This is a genomic window from Amycolatopsis sp. cg13 (assembly GCF_041346965.1).
Lineage (GTDB): Bacteria > Actinomycetota > Actinomycetes > Mycobacteriales > Pseudonocardiaceae > Amycolatopsis.
Window position 1 is genome coordinate 4956480 of the sequence record NZ_CP166848.1, and the last position, 15620, is coordinate 4972099.

17 protein-coding genes are annotated in these 15620 nt (G+C 68.4%); 7 read left to right on the top strand and 10 right to left on the bottom strand.

Annotated features, from left to right (window positions below):
* Positions 1 to 4: 4 nt before the first annotated feature.
* Positions 5 to 910, bottom strand: a complete 906-nt coding sequence (locus tag AB5I40_RS22740) for a MerR family transcriptional regulator (RefSeq protein ID WP_370940581.1) — start codon at positions 908 to 910, stop codon at positions 5 to 7.
* Between the two features lie 247 nt (positions 911 to 1157).
* Between AB5I40_RS22740 and AB5I40_RS22745 the strand changes: the two genes are divergently transcribed.
* Positions 1158 to 1460: a WhiB family transcriptional regulator gene (locus AB5I40_RS22745; protein WP_037816439.1), complete on the top strand. Its 303-nt coding sequence runs from the start codon at positions 1158 to 1160 to the stop codon at positions 1458 to 1460.
* 6 nt (positions 1461 to 1466) lie between these two features.
* Here the strand turns inward: AB5I40_RS22745 and AB5I40_RS22750 are convergent, their stop codons facing one another.
* Positions 1467 to 2108, bottom strand: coding sequence for a TetR/AcrR family transcriptional regulator (locus AB5I40_RS22750; RefSeq protein WP_370932151.1), 642 nt, complete (start codon positions 2106 to 2108; stop codon positions 1467 to 1469).
* A 94-nt stretch (positions 2109 to 2202) separates the two neighbouring features.
* Between AB5I40_RS22750 and AB5I40_RS22755 the strand changes: the two genes are divergently transcribed.
* Together AB5I40_RS22755 and AB5I40_RS22760 are read left to right on the top strand one after the other, a co-directional pair.
* Positions 2203 to 2943, top strand: a complete 741-nt coding sequence (locus tag AB5I40_RS22755) for an SDR family NAD(P)-dependent oxidoreductase (protein WP_370932152.1) — start codon at positions 2203 to 2205, stop codon at positions 2941 to 2943.
* A 56-nt stretch (positions 2944 to 2999) separates the two neighbouring features.
* Positions 3000 to 3557 carry a GNAT family N-acetyltransferase gene (locus AB5I40_RS22760; protein WP_370932153.1) on the top strand — a complete coding sequence of 186 codons (558 nt, stop codon included), beginning with the start codon at positions 3000 to 3002 and terminating at the stop codon, positions 3555 to 3557.
* A gap of 111 nt (positions 3558 to 3668) precedes the next feature.
* Here the strand turns inward: AB5I40_RS22760 and AB5I40_RS22765 are convergent, their stop codons facing one another.
* The 3 genes from AB5I40_RS22765 to groES form a co-directional block, all read right to left on the bottom strand.
* On the bottom strand, positions 3669 to 4115 hold the full coding sequence (locus AB5I40_RS22765; RefSeq protein ID WP_370932154.1) for a hypothetical protein: 447 nt from the start codon (positions 4113 to 4115) through the stop codon (positions 3669 to 3671).
* 270 nt (positions 4116 to 4385) lie between these two features.
* Positions 4386 to 6002 carry a chaperonin GroEL gene (gene groL / locus AB5I40_RS22770; RefSeq protein WP_370932155.1) on the bottom strand — a complete coding sequence of 539 codons (1617 nt, stop codon included), beginning with the start codon at positions 6000 to 6002 and terminating at the stop codon, positions 4386 to 4388.
* A 98-nt stretch (positions 6003 to 6100) separates the two neighbouring features.
* Positions 6101 to 6430 carry a co-chaperone GroES gene (gene groES, locus AB5I40_RS22775; protein WP_020662728.1) on the bottom strand — a complete coding sequence of 110 codons (330 nt, stop codon included), beginning with the start codon at positions 6428 to 6430 and terminating at the stop codon, positions 6101 to 6103.
* A 347-nt stretch (positions 6431 to 6777) separates the two neighbouring features.
* Here groES and AB5I40_RS22780 point away from each other — a divergent pair, with 347 nt between their 5' ends.
* On the top strand, positions 6778 to 8700 hold the full coding sequence (locus AB5I40_RS22780) for an N-acetylmuramoyl-L-alanine amidase (RefSeq protein ID WP_370932156.1): 1923 nt from the start codon (positions 6778 to 6780) through the stop codon (positions 8698 to 8700).
* Between the two features lie 46 nt (positions 8701 to 8746).
* Here the strand turns inward: AB5I40_RS22780 and AB5I40_RS22785 are convergent, their stop codons facing one another.
* Together AB5I40_RS22785 and xrtP are read right to left on the bottom strand one after the other, a co-directional pair.
* Positions 8747 to 10075: a glycosyltransferase gene (locus AB5I40_RS22785; protein WP_370940582.1), complete on the bottom strand. Its 1329-nt coding sequence runs from the start codon at positions 10073 to 10075 to the stop codon at positions 8747 to 8749.
* Positions 10076 to 10128: 53 nt separating this feature from the next.
* Positions 10129 to 10635 carry an exosortase P gene (xrtP, locus tag AB5I40_RS22790; RefSeq protein ID WP_370940583.1) on the bottom strand — a complete coding sequence of 169 codons (507 nt, stop codon included), beginning with the start codon at positions 10633 to 10635 and terminating at the stop codon, positions 10129 to 10131.
* Between the two features lie 377 nt (positions 10636 to 11012).
* On the opposite strand from xrtP, the gene AB5I40_RS22795 reads away from it, so the two are divergent.
* The 3 genes from AB5I40_RS22795 (at position 11013) to wecB (ending at position 13213) form a co-directional block, all read left to right on the top strand.
* Positions 11013 to 11780: a choice-of-anchor P family protein gene (locus tag AB5I40_RS22795; protein ID WP_344270351.1), complete on the top strand. Its 768-nt coding sequence runs from the start codon at positions 11013 to 11015 to the stop codon at positions 11778 to 11780.
* Between the two features lie 20 nt (positions 11781 to 11800).
* Positions 11801 to 11980, top strand: a complete 180-nt coding sequence (locus AB5I40_RS22800; protein ID WP_344270349.1) for an LPXTG cell wall anchor domain-containing protein — start codon at positions 11801 to 11803, stop codon at positions 11978 to 11980.
* A gap of 69 nt (positions 11981 to 12049) precedes the next feature.
* Positions 12050 to 13213: a non-hydrolyzing UDP-N-acetylglucosamine 2-epimerase gene (wecB, locus tag AB5I40_RS22805; RefSeq protein WP_370940584.1), complete on the top strand. Its 1164-nt coding sequence runs from the start codon at positions 12050 to 12052 to the stop codon at positions 13211 to 13213.
* On the opposite strand, the gene tsaD is transcribed toward wecB, so the two are convergent.
* The 3 genes from tsaD to tsaB are packed head-to-tail and all read right to left on the bottom strand — an operon-like array spanning position 13194 to position 15384.
* Positions 13194 to 14240: a tRNA (adenosine(37)-N6)-threonylcarbamoyltransferase complex transferase subunit TsaD gene (gene tsaD, locus AB5I40_RS22810; protein ID WP_370932157.1), complete on the bottom strand. Its 1047-nt coding sequence runs from the start codon at positions 14238 to 14240 to the stop codon at positions 13194 to 13196. The two genes, wecB and tsaD, sit on opposite strands and share 20 nt — an antisense overlap.
* Entirely contained in the window at positions 14240 to 14722 is a 483-nt protein-coding gene (gene rimI, locus AB5I40_RS22815; protein WP_344270343.1) for a ribosomal protein S18-alanine N-acetyltransferase, read from the bottom strand. The genes tsaD and rimI overlap by 1 nt, the downstream gene beginning before the upstream one ends.
* Positions 14719 to 15384: a tRNA (adenosine(37)-N6)-threonylcarbamoyltransferase complex dimerization subunit type 1 TsaB gene (gene tsaB / locus AB5I40_RS22820; protein ID WP_370932158.1), complete on the bottom strand. Its 666-nt coding sequence runs from the start codon at positions 15382 to 15384 to the stop codon at positions 14719 to 14721. The genes rimI and tsaB overlap by 4 nt, the downstream gene beginning before the upstream one ends.
* Positions 15385 to 15620: the final 236 nt, after the last annotated feature.

Sequence of the window (15620 nt, forward strand, 5' to 3'; positions counted from 1 at the left end):
CTTTCTAGCGTGGAGCACCGACAAGAACGTGCTCCACGCGGTCGGCCGCCGCGGAAAGATCTCCGAGCAGCTCGACTTTCGGCGGCAGCAGCGCCGGATCCCAGCCGGGGCCGCAAGCGAACAGGCGCGTCCGCTGCCGTCCGCGAGACACTCGCGCGAAGAGCCGAGGGTCGGCGTTCGCGCGATTCGCCCACAGCACCACCGCGGCTGGCGCGCTTCGCCGTACAGCTACTGCCAGCACTTCTTGCGGCAGCGCAATGCCGAAGAGCTGCGCGCCGATCCGCCGTCCCGCGAGAGCGGCCGCGAGCGCGTACACCGGCATGTTGTCCCGCTCATCGGGCACACACGCGAGAAGGACCGGCCGTTGGTTGCGAGGCTCGTCGAGGACCGGCGTCGCGCGCACTAATGCCGCGTACACGCACTCAGCAAGCAGGTACTCCACTTCCGCGCCCGCGTGCACGCCTCGCCACCGCGCGCCGAGCGCGGTGAGAACAGGGTCAATCACGCCGGACCACGCCTGAAGCACGCCTAGCTCGCCGATGGCGTCGACAAGCATTCGCTGTACCGCGCCGACATCCATCGCCAACGCCGCAGTACTCAGTCGGCGCGCGAGCCGCGAAGGGACTTCGACGTCGTCAGCAGCGCCCTTCGTCTCCGTTGCTTCGGCAGGCTCCGCAGGCGCTGGCACGAAGTCCGCGCGCGGCATCTGCTCTAACGCGTACTGCGCGGCCTCCGCCGTTGAAGCACCGCGAAGGAGCGCACGCTGCATAAGTTCGAGACGGCCGATGTCAGAGCTGCCGTAGCGGCGATGTCTGCCGTCGGTGTGGCGACTGGGGCCGAGGCCGTAGCGCCGGTCCCAAGTACGCAGGGTGGACGGCGCGACACCGAGCCGGCGGGCGACCGAGGCCACCGGCAGGGTGGGTTCTCCATCGCCTGATCCGGATCCCACCCGGTCAATATCCAGCCAGCTCGCGGTAACGGCAACCCGAGCCAAAAGCCCAGCTCACACATCTGGGGGATGCCTAACGGCTGAATCGCCGCCGATCTATTGAACAACTATTGGCGCGCTTCTAACGTTACCGCCGTTGCACCGAATGGAGTATCGGCACCACAGCAGAGCAGCTAATGGCATCGACCGGATGACGGAGGCGGTCAGGATGGCAGACACGCGCAGGCTCCCCGGCCCCAACGCAGACATGTGGGACTGGCAGCTGGAGGGGTCGTGCCGGGGGATGGACAGCGGATCCTTCTTCCACCCGGACGGAGAGCGGGGACCGGCGAGGGCGCGGCGCGAGGCCAGGGCCAAGGCGATCTGCCTGTCGTGCCCGGTGCTGGAGATGTGCCGCAAGCACGCGCTCGCCGTGCACGAGCCCTACGGCATCTGGGGCGGACTGTCCGAATCGGAACGAGACCACATCATCAAACAGGACAAACGCGCGTTGACCATGGCGCACATCTGACTTTCATCACGGCGCGGAAGGGGCGGTGTCCACAGTGGACGCCGCCCCTCCGCCGTTTTCGGGCCACATCGAGAGCGCGAGGTCGATGACGGTCATCAGCGAGTCGAGGCTGACGCCGTCGCGCGCCTGCATGGTCAGTCCATAAAAGACAGTCGCGTAGAGCGCGCCGAGCGCTTCAGTGTCCACAGTGGCCGAGAGGTCACCTTCTTCAACTCCGCGGCGAAGGCGCGCGCAGAGTTCGCGACGCACGTTGTCGCGCGAAGCAGCGAGGAACTCCCACACGGAAGCATTGGCCGGAGTGCAGTTGGTGGCCGCGAGAACGACCATGCACCCCTTGGGGTGGCCGGGTTCGACGTACGCACAAGCGTTGTTGCGAAGCATCGCCTCGATGGCCGCGCGCGCTGTCGGCTCTTCAGTCAACGCGCGCATCGTGTGCCGTCCGTGCTCAGCTTGGTAGTGCTTCACTGCTTCGCGGAACAGTGACTCCTTGTCCCCGAAGGCCGCGTACAGGCTCGGCGGCTTGATCCCCATCGCTTCAGTCAGCTCCGCGAGCGACGCGCCGTCGTAGCCGCGCTCCCAGAACACCAACATGGCCTGTGTGAGCGCGTGCTCGCGGTCGAACGCGCGCGGGCGGCCGCGGGGTGACATGGACCACCTTCTTTAGCGATCGATACAGAATCCTTGACCTCGCCCATCGTACGCGGCTATTTATTTAGTCATCACTACAGAAAGAGGTGGGGGCATGGGCACCCTGGACGGCAAGGTCGCGCTGGTCACCGGCGGAAGCCGCGGGATCGGCGCGGCGATCGCACTCCGGCTGGCCGAGGACGGCGCGGACGTCACGATCACCTACGAGCGCGCCGCGGACCGGGCGGCGGACGTGGTCGCGTCCATCGAAAAATTCGGCCGCCGCGGTCTGGCCCTGCAGGCAGACGCCGCGGACGCTGGTGCCGTAACCCGTGCGGTCGACCGAGCTGCGGCCGACTTGGGCGGGCTGGACGTGCTGGTGAACAACGCCGGAGTGTTCGACGTGGCGCCGATCGACGAACTGACTCCGGAGGCGATCGACCGCACGCTGGCGATCCACGTGAAGGCCCCGCTGGTGGCGGCCCGGGCAGCAACGCGGCACATGGTTCGCGGCGGCCGGATCGTGTCGATCGGCAGCGATCTGGCCGAGCGCATGCCGTTCGTCGGAATGAGCCTGTATGCGGCGAGCAAGTCGGCGCTGGTCGGGATGACCAAGGGCCTGGCGCGGGACCTGGGACCGCGCGGAATCACGGCGATGGTGGTGCACCCGGGCTCGACGGACACCGAGATGAACCCGGCGGACGGGCCGCATTCCGGTGACCAGCTGGCGCATATCGCGTTGGGACACTACGGAAATCCTTCAGACATCGCGGCGGCGGTGTCGTACCTGGCGGGGCCTGATGGGCGGTATCTGACGGGGACTTCGATCACGGTGGATGGCGGGTTCACTGCTTGAGTGTGGGGAAGCCGCGGTTTCCGGACCGCGGCTTTCCGGTGCCTATGCTTCGCAGGGTGGAGTTCCGGGCGCTTACCGCCGAGAACTGGCCGGATTTGGAGTGCGTCTTCGCCAGCCGGGCTCGGCGGGACGACAGCTGCTGGTGTCAGCGGTTCCGGACGCATAGCGCGCCGGACAACCGCTCGGCTCTGCGCGCGGAGGTCGAAACCCTTGCGGTGCCGGTCGGGCTCGTCGGATATCTCGACAACGAACCCGTCGGCTGGACGCGGGTGCAGCCACGCGCCTTGTTGCCGGGCGTGATGGGCAACCGTGCGCTGCGCCGACTGCTCGACGACGACCCGGATGCTTGGTGGGTCACGTGTTTCGTGGTGCGACGGTCGTGGCGAGGAGCCGGCGTCGGGGTGGCACTGCTGGAGGCGGCGGTCGATTGGGCGCGGACGCACGGCGGATCGGTGCTGGACGGGCATCCGGTCGATGTCGCCGCGTTGAAGGCCGCGCCGTCGCCGTCAGCCGTTTTCACCGGTACGGCGGCGATGTTCGCGCGGGCGGGGTTTGTTGAGGTGGGGAGAACGGTTCCTAGCCGACCGGTGATGCGGAAAGACTTGCGGCGCTGATGGCCTGATCCGCACTCAGTCGGGAAAACCGCCGCGATTCGTGATTGAGGAGACGCCCGGGAGCGAGGCATGTTGCCGCACACCCGAACGACCTCTCAATGGCGATCCCGCTCAGGGGCGATAAACGTCTTTCCCGACGCCGACACCGCTCGCGTCGGTCAGGGCGACTCTGACGAAGTTGGCTCCGCCGACGACATTTGCGGTGAGCGGCAAAGTTTCCTGCGTCGTGGTATTGCAATGCGTACTCGTGCTCCTGATATCCAACTGTGCGCTGCCCGCGTGGGAGGCAGCGTAGAACCTCCGGCACCCGACGGCGTGGAACGTTCCCGCGACGGTGACCGACCGGTTGCTGAACGCGGCGGTGCCGTGGAAGGAACTCCCCGAGCCAGGATCGACGAGGTCGACGGGGGCGTTGGCCGCTGGAACGGCAGCGGCAGCGGGAGGACCCGCGAGAACCAACCCGGCCGCGGCGGCGAACATCGCGACGGCCGCGCGGCCTTTCCCGCGGCGGAGCGTTCTGTTTTCCTGTTTGGAGCTCAAAATCGGCATCATGCGCATTACCCCTCGGAGTGATCTGGCAGAGCCCGAACGCCCGGGCCTTTCACGCATTACTCACCCGCGTCCCGACGGCGAGGTTGGCTTCCCTCGCGCACATTCACCCGAATAGCCCCATTCCGGTCGATCATTGCGATCCCGCCCAAACCCGCCACCGCTAGATCCCGAAGCCCCCGTCACCTACCCCTTTTCCCAAGCACCGCAACAAAAAAGCGGGGCGGCACTCCCCAAAGGGAAGCACCGCCCCGCCAAAAGACGCAGCCGTAACCAGCGTCAGTGCGAGTGGCCGTGGCCGTGTCCGGCGTCCGGCTCCTCCTCGACCGGCTTCTCGACCACGGAGCTTTCCGTGGTGAGCACCAGCCGGGCGATGGACGCCGCGTTCGCGACGGCCGAGCGGGTCACCTTGACCGGGTCGACGATGCCGCCCGCGATCAGGTCGGTCAGTTCGCCGGTGGCCGCGTTGAAGCCCTGGCCCCAGGTCTGTTCCTTGACCTTGTTCACGATGACCGCGCCCTCGTGGCCCGCGTTCGTCGCGATCCAGTGCAGCGGGGCGGTGAGCGCGTCGCGGACGATCGCGACGCCGGTCGCCTCGTCGCCGGTCAGGCCGAGGTTGCCCTCGAGCTCCTTGACCGCGTGCACCAGCGCCGAGCCGCCGCCGGGCAGGATGCCCTCTTCGACGGCCGCCTTGGTCGAAGCCACGGCGTCCTCGATGCGGTGCTTGCGCTCGTTCAGCTCGGTCTCGGTAGCAGCGCCGACCTTGATCACGGCCACGCCGCCGCCGAGCTTCGCGAGCCGCTCCTGCAGCTTTTCGCGGTCCCAGTCGGAGTCGGTGGTCTCGATCTCCTTGCGGATCTGCGCGGTCCGCGCGGCGATGTCGTCCTTCGTGCCGCCGCCGTCGACGATCGTCGTGTCGTCCTTGGTGACGACGACCCGGCGGGCCTTGCCCAGCGAGCCGAGGTCGACCTCGGACAGCTTGCGGCCGATCTCCGCGGAGATCACCTCGCCGCCGGTCACGACGGCCAGGTCGTCCAGGAACGCCTTGCGGCGGTCGCCGAAGAACGGGGCCTTGACCGCGACCGCGGTGATCGTCTTGCGCAGCGAGTTCACCACGAGGGTGGACAGCGCCTCGCCGTCGACGTCCTCGGCGATGATCAGCAGCGGCTTCTTCGCCTCGACGACCTTCTCCAGCACCGGGAGCAGGTCGGCCAGCGCCGAGATCTTCTCGCGGTGCAGCAGGATGTAGGCGTCCTCGAGGGTCGCCTTCTGGTCCTCCGGGTTGGTCGCGAAGTGCGCCGACAGGAAGCCCTTGTCGAACTGGACGCCCTCGGTGATCACGAGCTCGGTCGCCAGCGTGGACGACTCCTCGATGGTGATCACGCCGTCCTCGCCCACGCGCTCGACGGCCTCGCCGAGCAGCGCGCCGATCGCCGCGTCACGCGAGGTGACGGTGCCGACCTGGGCGATGTTGTCGCGGCCCTTGACCGGGGTGGCCTTGGCCTTGAGGACCTCGATGACCTTTTCCGCGGCCGCCTCGATGCCCTTGCCGACCGAGGTCGGGTTGGCACCGGCGGCGACGTTGCGCAGGCCGTGCTTGACCAGCGACTGGGCCAGCACGGTGGCGGTGGTGGTGCCGTCGCCCGCGACGTCGTTGGTCTTGGTGGCGACGCTCTTCGCGAGCTGCGCGCCGAGGTTCTCGAACGGGTCGTCGAGCTCGACCTCACGAGCGACGGTGACGCCGTCGAGGGTGATCGTCGGGCCGCCGAACTTCTTGTCGAGGACGACGTGGCGACCGCGCGGGCCGAGGGTGACCTTGACCGCGTCGGCGAGCTTGTTCACCCCGCGCTCGAGCGCGCGACGAGCGTCCTCGTCGAAACTGATCTGCTTGGGCATAACGCTTTCCGCTTACCTTTCGGTTGTCGTGCGACGCAAAACGCCCCGCACCCCGGCATGAGCGGGGCCCGGGGCGTCCTTGCGCTGCGAGTGACGCGTCAGTTGATGACGGCCAGCACGTCGCGGGCGGAGAGGATCAGGTAGTCCTCGCCGTTGTACTTGACCTCGGTGCCGCCGTACTTGGAGTAGATGACGACGTCGCCGACAGCCACGTCCAGCGGAACGCGGTTGCCCTTGTCGTCGATGCGGCCCGGGCCAACGGCCAGAACCTTGCCCTCCTGGGGCTTCTCCTTGGCGGTGTCGGGGATGACGAGGCCGGAAGCGGTCGTCTCCTCGGCCTCGCTCGTCTGGACAACGATCTTGTCCTCGAGCGGCTTGATGTTCACGCTCACCGGGTTGACCTCCACGGTCGTCGAAAGCGTCGGCATGATGACTGGTTACGGCTCATACCACCCCCGCCGTCGCGGGTGCCGGGGCGTGTCCGGGCCGTTCATTTAGCACTCTAGCCACGTGAGTGCCAGCTTCGCAAGGAGGGTCCGCTCACGAGCCGGAACTCGGGACGGAAGCCGCTGACCGGCGGCTTTGTTCCACACGGATTCCGCACCCCCCGGCCGGGCGCGGCGATCAGGTGCGCACGCCCGGCTCGTCCGCTGGCCCAGGCTCCGCGGGCACCGCCGCGTGCCCGTTCGGACGCATCCGGCGGATAAACCCCACCAACCCCCCCGGCGGCTGGTTGGATCCGCACAGACAGGCATCTCACTCCTGGAGTCCTCCTATGCCCCGCTCACTCCCGTGGCGCCTGGCCGCCGCGACCACCGGGCTGCTGGCACTCGCCGCGATCGCGGTCACTGTCCCGGCCTCCGCCCAGCCAGCCAACGAGGCCCGCCAGCGCGACTTCGCCGACGCCGCTCGCGAATTCGGCGTCCCGCTGGACGTCCTGCTCGGCGTCTCCTACCTCGAATCCCGCTGGGACACCCACTCCGGCGCTCCCAGCACCGCCGCCGGCTACGGGCCGATGCACCTCACCGATGTCCGCACCACCGGCCTGCGCACCAGCGAGTTCGACAACCCCGACGAAGACCCCCGCGGCGACGACTCGCGGCCGACGCTGCGGCTGAAGCCGCTCAAGCCCTCGCCTCCCCCGCCCGGCAGTCAGACCATCGACAAGGCCGCCGAGCTTCTGCACACCGACGCCGCGAAGCTCCGTACCGACGCCGAAGCGAACATTCGCGGCGGAGCGGCACTGTTGGCCCAGTACCAGCGAGAGTTGGGCGTCAAGAGCGACAACGCGAAGGACTGGTACGGAGCCGTCGCGCGATACAGCGGCTCCGAAGACGTCACCGGCGCGCGCACCTTCGCCGACGAAGTCTTCGCCACCATCAGCAGCGGCATCACGCGTACGACTGACGACGGACAGGCCGTCAAACTCGCCCCGGCCTCCGACGTCACCCCGGACCGCGCCCAGGCGGACCGCCTCGGGCTGCGCGCCGGAGAGCCGCCGGCCACCGAGTGCCCGCGGTCGATGTCCTGCGAGTCGGTGCCCGCGCCGTTCCAGAAGATCGGCGACAGCTACGGCAACTACGACAAGGCCGACCGCCCGCACGACCAGAAGATCGACTACATCGTCATCCACGACACCGAGGGCGCCTGGGACTCGGTGATGAAGCAGGCCCAGACCCCGGGCCAGACCGCGTGGCACTACACGGTCCGCTCGTCGGACGGCCAGGTCGCCCAGCACGTGCCCACCAAGGACGTCGGCTGGCACGCCGGGAACTGGTACCTGAACGCGAAATCCCTCGGCGTCGAGCACGAGGGTTTCGCCGCGCAGGGCACCTGGTTCACCGAAGCCATGTACCGCCAGTCCGCGAAGCTCGTGCGCTACCTCGCGCACCGCTTCGGCGTTCCGCTGGACCGCGCGCACATCCTCGGCCACGACAACGTTCCCGGCCCGAACGCGGACAAGATCAAGAGCATGCACTGGGATCCCGGCCCGTACTGGGACTGGGCGCACTATTTCGACCTGCTCGGCTCCCCGCTGGAGCACGAGGGCGCGCCGGATTCCGGCCTCGTCATGATCGCGCCGGAGTACTCCGCCAACCGTCCGGCGTTCACCGGCTGTGACAAGATCGGCTCCGGAAACCCTTGCCCGGACCGGAGTTCGGGTTCCGTCGTGCTGCACACCGAACCGAGCGAATCCGCGCCGCTGCTGTCCGACGTGGGCATGCACGGGCCGAATCCGTCCACAATGGACGTCGCGGACATCGGCAGCCGTGCGGCCACCGGCCAGAAGTACGCCGTCGCGGACACCAAGGACGACTGGACCGCGATCTGGTACCTCGGGCAGAAGGGCTGGTTCCGCAACCCGGGCGACGCGCCCACCGCGTATCCGGCCGACGGATTCGTCGCGACTCCCAAGGAGGGCAAGGCGACCGTGCCGGTCTACGGGAGCGCGTACCCGGAAGCCGGGGCGTATCCGAAGGACATTCCGGTGCAGGAGCTCAAGCCGTTGCCGTATCAGTTCGGCGCGGGCCAGAAGTACTCGGTCGGCGGGCTGACCGGCTCGGAGTACTACTCGGCGTCCTTCGACGTCGCGACCAACAAGGTCGTGAAGGGCAAGTCGCGGTACGTGGAAATCCAGCTCGGCCACCGCGTGGCGTACGTCAGCCGCGACGACGTCGACCTCGAACCGGCGTCCTGACCGCAGCTCGTCGAATGCCCGGGCCGACCGCGCGCGGCCCGGGCATTCACGCGTCCAGGGCCACCTTCACGCCGGCGCTGGCCTCGGTGTTGCGCCGGGTCTTGGCCCAGCCGTTGCGGCCGCGCACCAGCCGGAACAACGCGCGCCAGGACGTGATGTAGAAGGTGTAGATGTAGCCCGCGTACAGCAGGCCCATGCCGATGCCGCGGAAGATGTTCTTGCTGCGCAAGCATTTCATCTGGTAGATCGGGCCCCACACGACGAACGGCAGCAGCCCGAACGAACCGTAGATCGCGAACAGGATCCACGCGCCGCCGGTGAACCACGTCCACACCTGGCCGGGATCGCCCGCGGTGCTCACGAGAAGCATGATGAACGGCACCGGATACAGCAGCGAGCCGAGCAGCTGCATCCACGGCTGCGCCAGGTAGTACATCATCTCCGCGGCGCCCAAAGTGGACACATGCGGTGAGTCCCAGATGCGGCGCAGGTACCGCATGCATTGCATGGTTCCTTGACCCCAGCGCGTGCGCTGCACCAGGAACCGGCGGAGGCTGTACAGACCTTCTTGCGCCACATGCGAATCCGGCGTGAACCCGGTGCGCCAGCCCGCGGTGAGCAGGTGCACGCCGAGTTCGAAGTCCTCCAGGAGCGAACCGCGCCACGGGGCCAGTTCGTCACCGGCGATCGAGTCCAATGCGGACAGCCGGGTGAACTGTCCGTTGCCGCCCATGGAGATCGTGCCGGTGAAGCCGCGCGACGTCTGGATCGCCGCGATCGCGGTGCGGAACTCCAAGTCCTGCAGCTGGGCGAGTTTGAGCCCGAACGCGCGGGAGAACCACGTGCGACCGGGCGGACGGCTGCGGAAGTTGCTCATCCGGACGTCGAGCTGGACGGCACCGACGGTCTCGTCGCCGAACAGGTGGTCCGCCGCGCACACTTCGAGGCAGTTGGGCGCGGGACGGCCGTCCGCGTCGACCACCACGACCACCACGCGGTCGCGGTCCGCGTCCGGGCCGAGCCATTCGTCCAGCTCGCGGTAAGCGGCGTTGAGCGCGTCTCCCTTGCCAGTGCGCGCTTCCGGGCGTTGCCGGGCGACGAGGTGCAGATTCGCGTCGTAGCCGCCGTTGCGCCGCCACACCGAGCGCACGACGCGGGCGGTGCGGTCGTCGGAGTCGTCGTCCACGACCCACACGTGCGCGCGGCGGAAGGTGCTGCGCAGGTACTTCACCGTCTCGCGGATCACCACCTCCTCGTCGCGGCAGGGGACGAAGAAGTGCCAGGAGAAGTCGGCCGGATCGCCGACCGGAGCGGGCTTGCGGCGCAGGTACGGCACGACGATCACCACGACGTACACGAGGAACGCGACGCTCATGGTGAGCGCGAAGGCCTGCGTGACCGACAGCAGGATCTTCAGGCCGGAGTCGCTCACGCCGCGGCCTGCTTCTCGGCCTTCGTCTTCCGCGTCGCCAGCCACACGAAGAGCACCAGCGAGATCGCGCCGCCGATGACGCTGACCAGCGAACCGAGCAGCGTGTGGCCCCAGTAGTAGCCCTCGTCGGTGCCGAGCCCGTTGACCAGCCCGACGATGGTGAGAATCCGTAACTGATTAACCAAAATCACCGCGATCGCGGAAATTCCCAGCGAGAAAAAGAGCCTGCGGGCATTCTGTGGCCGGAACCACAGAAGTGCGGCGGTTACTAATAGCAACGGCAGCAGAAGGAATACCGACGAGCATTCCGGAGTCATCCGCAACCCGAATGGAGTATCGCCGGACAACCCGAAGTAGACCGATTCCCGGCTTCCGGCCACATAGACCCCCGATGAGGTGACAACCCGGAGGATGGCACCGGCCAGTTGCACTTCCAGCTCGCGGTACCCGCGCTCCACGAGCACCAGCACGACCCCCGCGGCGAGCACCCCGAACACCGCCATACGCAGCGGAAACCGGGATGCGCCGGACACCGGCGCGTTGACTGCTGTCACGACGACCCTCTCGAGAAGAAACCCAGCGGAACCGGGGCGGTACCGGCCACGGTCGTGTCCGCGACGGTTTCCGCCCTTCCCCGGACAGCCCCTTTTCGGGGATACCCGAGCAGCTTTCGGCATATTCTTACTCAAGCTTGCTAGTCCGTTCGAGTGATACTTCGCGCAACCTGGGAAAAAGCCGAATCTATATCACCCGATGTGGTGATCCACCGAAAAAGCTGTGCCATTTCGGAAACGTCCGCCGATAACCGATCCGCGTGCCGACTCTTGCTCAGCGGGTTTAGTCCGCGCGGCGGCTCGCCCTGAGAAAATTCGGAGGACCAGTGAAGAGACACCTCGTGCGACGAGGCGGCATGCTCGCCGTTGTCGTGGCGAGCATCGCCCTGGCCGGAGCCGCTCCGGCCAGCGCCGCTCCCGGCGACGGGTCGGCCTACGGCGTCAACGTCAACGTGACGCTGCTCGGCCAGCCCGCGGTGCACCTCGGCCCGCTCGCGGCCGCGAACACCGGCGGCCCGACGGAAAACACCGCGGTCTCCGCGAACGTTCCCGGCGTGCTCACCACCGGCGTGATCAACACGTCCGCCGTGCGCGACGACAACTCCGGCGCGGTCACGGCGAAGGCGTCCACCGCCGACGTCGGGCTGCCGCTGCTCAAGGCCGCCGTCGGCAATGTCGGCGCGAAGGCGGTCGAAGCCGTCTGCACCGCGACCCAGGAAGGCGTCAAGGGCAGCACCACGCTGGTCGGCGCGAACCTCGGCAGCCTCGGCAAGGTCGACGCCACCCCGGCGGCGAACACCGAACTGAAGGTCCAGGTCGGCCCGCTGCACGTGGCGACGCTGATCCTGAACGAGCAGATCAAGAACCCGGACGGCAGCCTCACCGTCAACGCCCTGCACCTGAAACTGCTCGGCGGCGACGCGCTGGGCGCGCTCGGTTCGGGCGACGTGATCCTGTCGTCGGCGACCTGCGGTCCGGCCGCTCCGCCGATGCCGCTCGCCTCCGGTGCGGGCATGTGGATCGGCTTCGGCGTGCTCGCCGCCGTCGCGGTGCCGGTCGGCCTGCGCTTCACCCGCCGTCGCTCGGCCGCCTGACCCGGTGAGGTGATGGACCGATGTACAAGATGCCTGGCGCCGGGGTCGGCGTCGCCGGTGGCGGGGTGGGCACCCTCGCCGCCACCGGCGCCGACGTCGGCTGGTGGCTCGCGGTCGGCATCGCGCTGGTGATCCTCGGGATCGCCGCGCTGATCGCCGTCCGCCGCCGGAATCGGCGGTTCTCCCGCCTGGACGGCTGAAGAATCCGGGCTGCCGGCGTGATCCCGCCGGCAGCCCGGATTTCCGGGACACTCGAAAGGGTGAAAACGTTGGACGTGATGCTGCTGGCCGGGACGCGGCCGGAGGCGGTGAAGCTCGCGCCGCTCGCGCTGGCTCTGGACGCCCGGCCCGGGCTGCGGCCGCTGGTAGTGCACAGCGGACAGCACCAGGGCATGGTCGAGCAGGCGCTGGCCCCGTTCGAGGTGGCGATCGACGCGTGGCTCGACGTGCCGCCGCGAGTGTCCGGCACGCAGGCGGAACTGGTGTCCGGCCTGCTGCCCGCGCTCGACGCCGCGCTGCGCCGGTACCGGCCGTCGGCGGTCGTCGTGCAAGGCGACACCACCACCGGACTGGCCGGTGCGCTCGCCTCGTTCTGGCTCGGCATCCCGGTGGTGCACCTCGAAGCCGGGCTGCGCACGCACGACCTGGCGTCGCCTTTCCCCGAGGAGGGAACGCGGCAGATGATCTCGCGGATCGCAGCGCTACACCTGGTCCCGACCGCGGCTGCGGGCGCGGCGTTGCTGGCCGAGGGCGTTCCGGCGGAGCGCATTACGCGTACTGGCAACACTGTCGTCGACGCGGTGCTGGCGGTGGCCGCACGCGATTTGCCTGCCCGTGATCCGGCGCTTGCCTTGCTGGAGATGGGAATCGCCGAAGCGGGCGAACAGTTGGTGCTGGTCACGTCGCATCGCCGCGAGTCGTGGGGTGAACCGTTGACGCGCACGCTGACCGCGGTGCGGCAGATCGTCGACGCCCATCCGCGCGTGCAGGTGCTGTTCCCAGTGCATCCGAATCCGGCTGTGCGGGAACAGGTCGAAGAAGTGCTGGGCGGGGTCGCGCGGGTGACCGTCACCCAGCCGTTGGAGTACCCGGATCTCGTGCGCGCGCTGCGGTTGGCATCGCTTGTGCTGACGGATTCCGGTGGTATTCAAGAGGAAGCGCCGACGTTCGGTACACCAGTGCTGGTGCTGCGCGACACGACGGAACGCCCGGAAGCGGTCGAAGCCGGTTGCGCTTGGCTGGTCGGCACCGACACGGAGCTGATCACCGACACCGCCGCACGCATCCTTCGCGGCGAGATTAGCGCTGCTGCGTCAGCGAATCCTTATGGAAACGGCTCCGCGGCAGCACAGTCGGCTTCGGCGATCGAGGCGCTGCTAGGGGTGTCCCTTGATGCTGCTGCTCTCGTGAGTCCTAAAGGGACACAATGTTGACTGGCAGACCCGGGTTCGCCGAGAAGTCCAACGGCGCCACCGCCCGGCCTGCCGCGACCACGTGCGCGCCCAACGCCGCGATCATCGCGCCGTTGTCCGTGCACAACCGCGGCCGCGGTACGCGCAGCTCAATACCGGCCTCCGCACAACGCTCCGCCGCCAGCTCCGAAAGCCGCGAATTCGCTGCCACACCGCCGGAAATCACCAAAGTGCCGATGTCTTGTTCGCGCACGGCACGGATCGCCTTCGCGGTGAGCACGTCCGCGACCGCCTCCTGAAAGGACGCCGCGACGTCGTTCACCGGCACGGCGTCGCCAGCGCGCTCAGCGTTCTCCACCCAGCGTGCCACGGCCGTTTTCAATCCAGAGAAGGAAAAGTCGAACTTCGCGTCACGCGGACCGGTCATGCCTCGCGGGAACGCGATCGCCTTCGGGTTGCCCTGCTTGGCCGCCTTGTCGATCGGCGGCCCGCCCGGATACGGCAGGTCCAGCACGCGCGCGACCTTGTCGTACGCCTCGCCCGCCGCGTCGTCCACAGTGGACCCAAGCTCGGTGATGCTCGACGCGATGTCGTCCACTCGCAACAGCTGCGTGTGGCCACCGGAAACCAGCAAGGCCAACACCGGCGACGGCAACGGACCGTGCTGCAACGTGTCCACCGCGATGTGCCCGGCAAGGTGATTCACGCCGTACAGCGGCACATCCAGCGCGGTGGCATAGGCTTTCGCCGCCGAAACCCCGACCAGCAACGCTCCCGCAAGACCCGGCCCAGCCGTCACCGCAATAGCGTCCACATCGGACAGTTTCAGCCCCGCAGTGGCGAACGCCCGCTCCGCCGTCGGCACCATCGCTTCGAGATGCGCGCGACTGGCGACCTCCGGCACGACGCCGCCGAAGCGAGCGTGCTGGTCCACACTGGACGCGACCTCGTCGGCGAGCAATTCGACCGTGCCGTCGTCGTGCAGCCGGACGAGGCCGACGCCGGTCTCGTCGCAGGAGCTCTCGATACCCATGATGACGCGCGCCATCAGCCGGCCACCTCGTCTCGTGCCGGGGCCTGCGCGGGGCGGGCCATGGTGAACGCGTCGGCGCCGGAAGGCTGGTAATAGCGCTTCCGGATGCCGAGTTTCTGGAAACCGTGTGCCTCGTACAGCGTCACGGCCGGGTCATTGTCCGTACGCACTTCGAGGAAGACAGCCGCGTGCAGTTCGTCGGCGCGCGTCAGCAACGCTCGCAGCAACGCCTTGCCGATGCCCTGCCCCTGCGCCTCCGGCACGACGCCGATCGTGTGCACGTTCGCTTCGTAGTCCCCGCGCCGCCCAACCACCGCGAGCCCCGCGTATCCCAGCAGGGTCTCGCCGTCGTCCGACCGCGCGGCTAGGTAGTAATGGCCCTGGTCGAGCTCGGAATGAAACGCGCGCGCACTCCAGGGATCGTCGCCGGGAAAGAGGATCTTCTCGATCTCCGCGCACCTCGCGACGTCAGCGCGGCGCAGCTGGTCGAGCTTCACAGGGCGGTCACCCTCTTGCGGGCCGAGGGCTCGACAGCGTCCGGGCGACGCAGGTAGAGGGGAGTCAACGGCTCCGGCTCCGCGCGCTCGAGAAGCGCCGTACGCGCAACGCGCACCAACCCAGTCGGCGACGGAAACCGCGGCTCGATCGGCACCACGCCCACCGCCGCCGCGTACTGCAAGGCCCCGTCCCCCGCCGCGACGCGAATGTCGGTCTCGATGTCCGCGGGCCGCTGTACGTGAGGACCGTCGGTGCGCGCGCCCGAAGCGTCGTACGCAGCCCAGTAGACCTCGCGACGCCGCGCGTCCGTGAAGACGAGGAAGGGCTTCTCCGTGCGCACCACGTCAGCAGCGATCGCGTCGAGGCTGCACACCGGGTACGCCGGAATGCCGAGCGCGTGCGCGTACGCAGCCGCCGTGGCCATCCCCGCCCGCAACCCGGTGAAGGGCCCTGGCCCGACGCCGCACACGATCGCGTCGAGCTCGCGGAGCGTGACCCCAGCTTCGTCCGCAGCAGCAAGCGCATGCGGGGCGATCAGCTCGCCGTGCGCCCTCGGATCCACCGTGACGCGGTCCGCCCGAGTGACGAGCTCAGCCCCGTCGAGAGCGACGATGCCCGCCGTCACCGCCGGAGTAGCCGTGTCGATCGCCAATACCAGCACGATTTCCCAGGATAGCTCTGGTCCGAAGGAGACCGGGGAGCGGGCGGGGCGGATGGGGGCTCGGGAAAGATACGTTCCGTGATGAAGCTGCCTGTCGTGGCCGTGGTGGTTCTGGCGGGTTGAGCCGCTCGACGTGGCCGAGTACGAGCAGGCACCTTGCCCCGCCCAGGCCACGGAGGTCATCGAGTCGGCCCGCAGCAGCTCTGATCACTGTCAAGACAGCTTCCTGACACCTG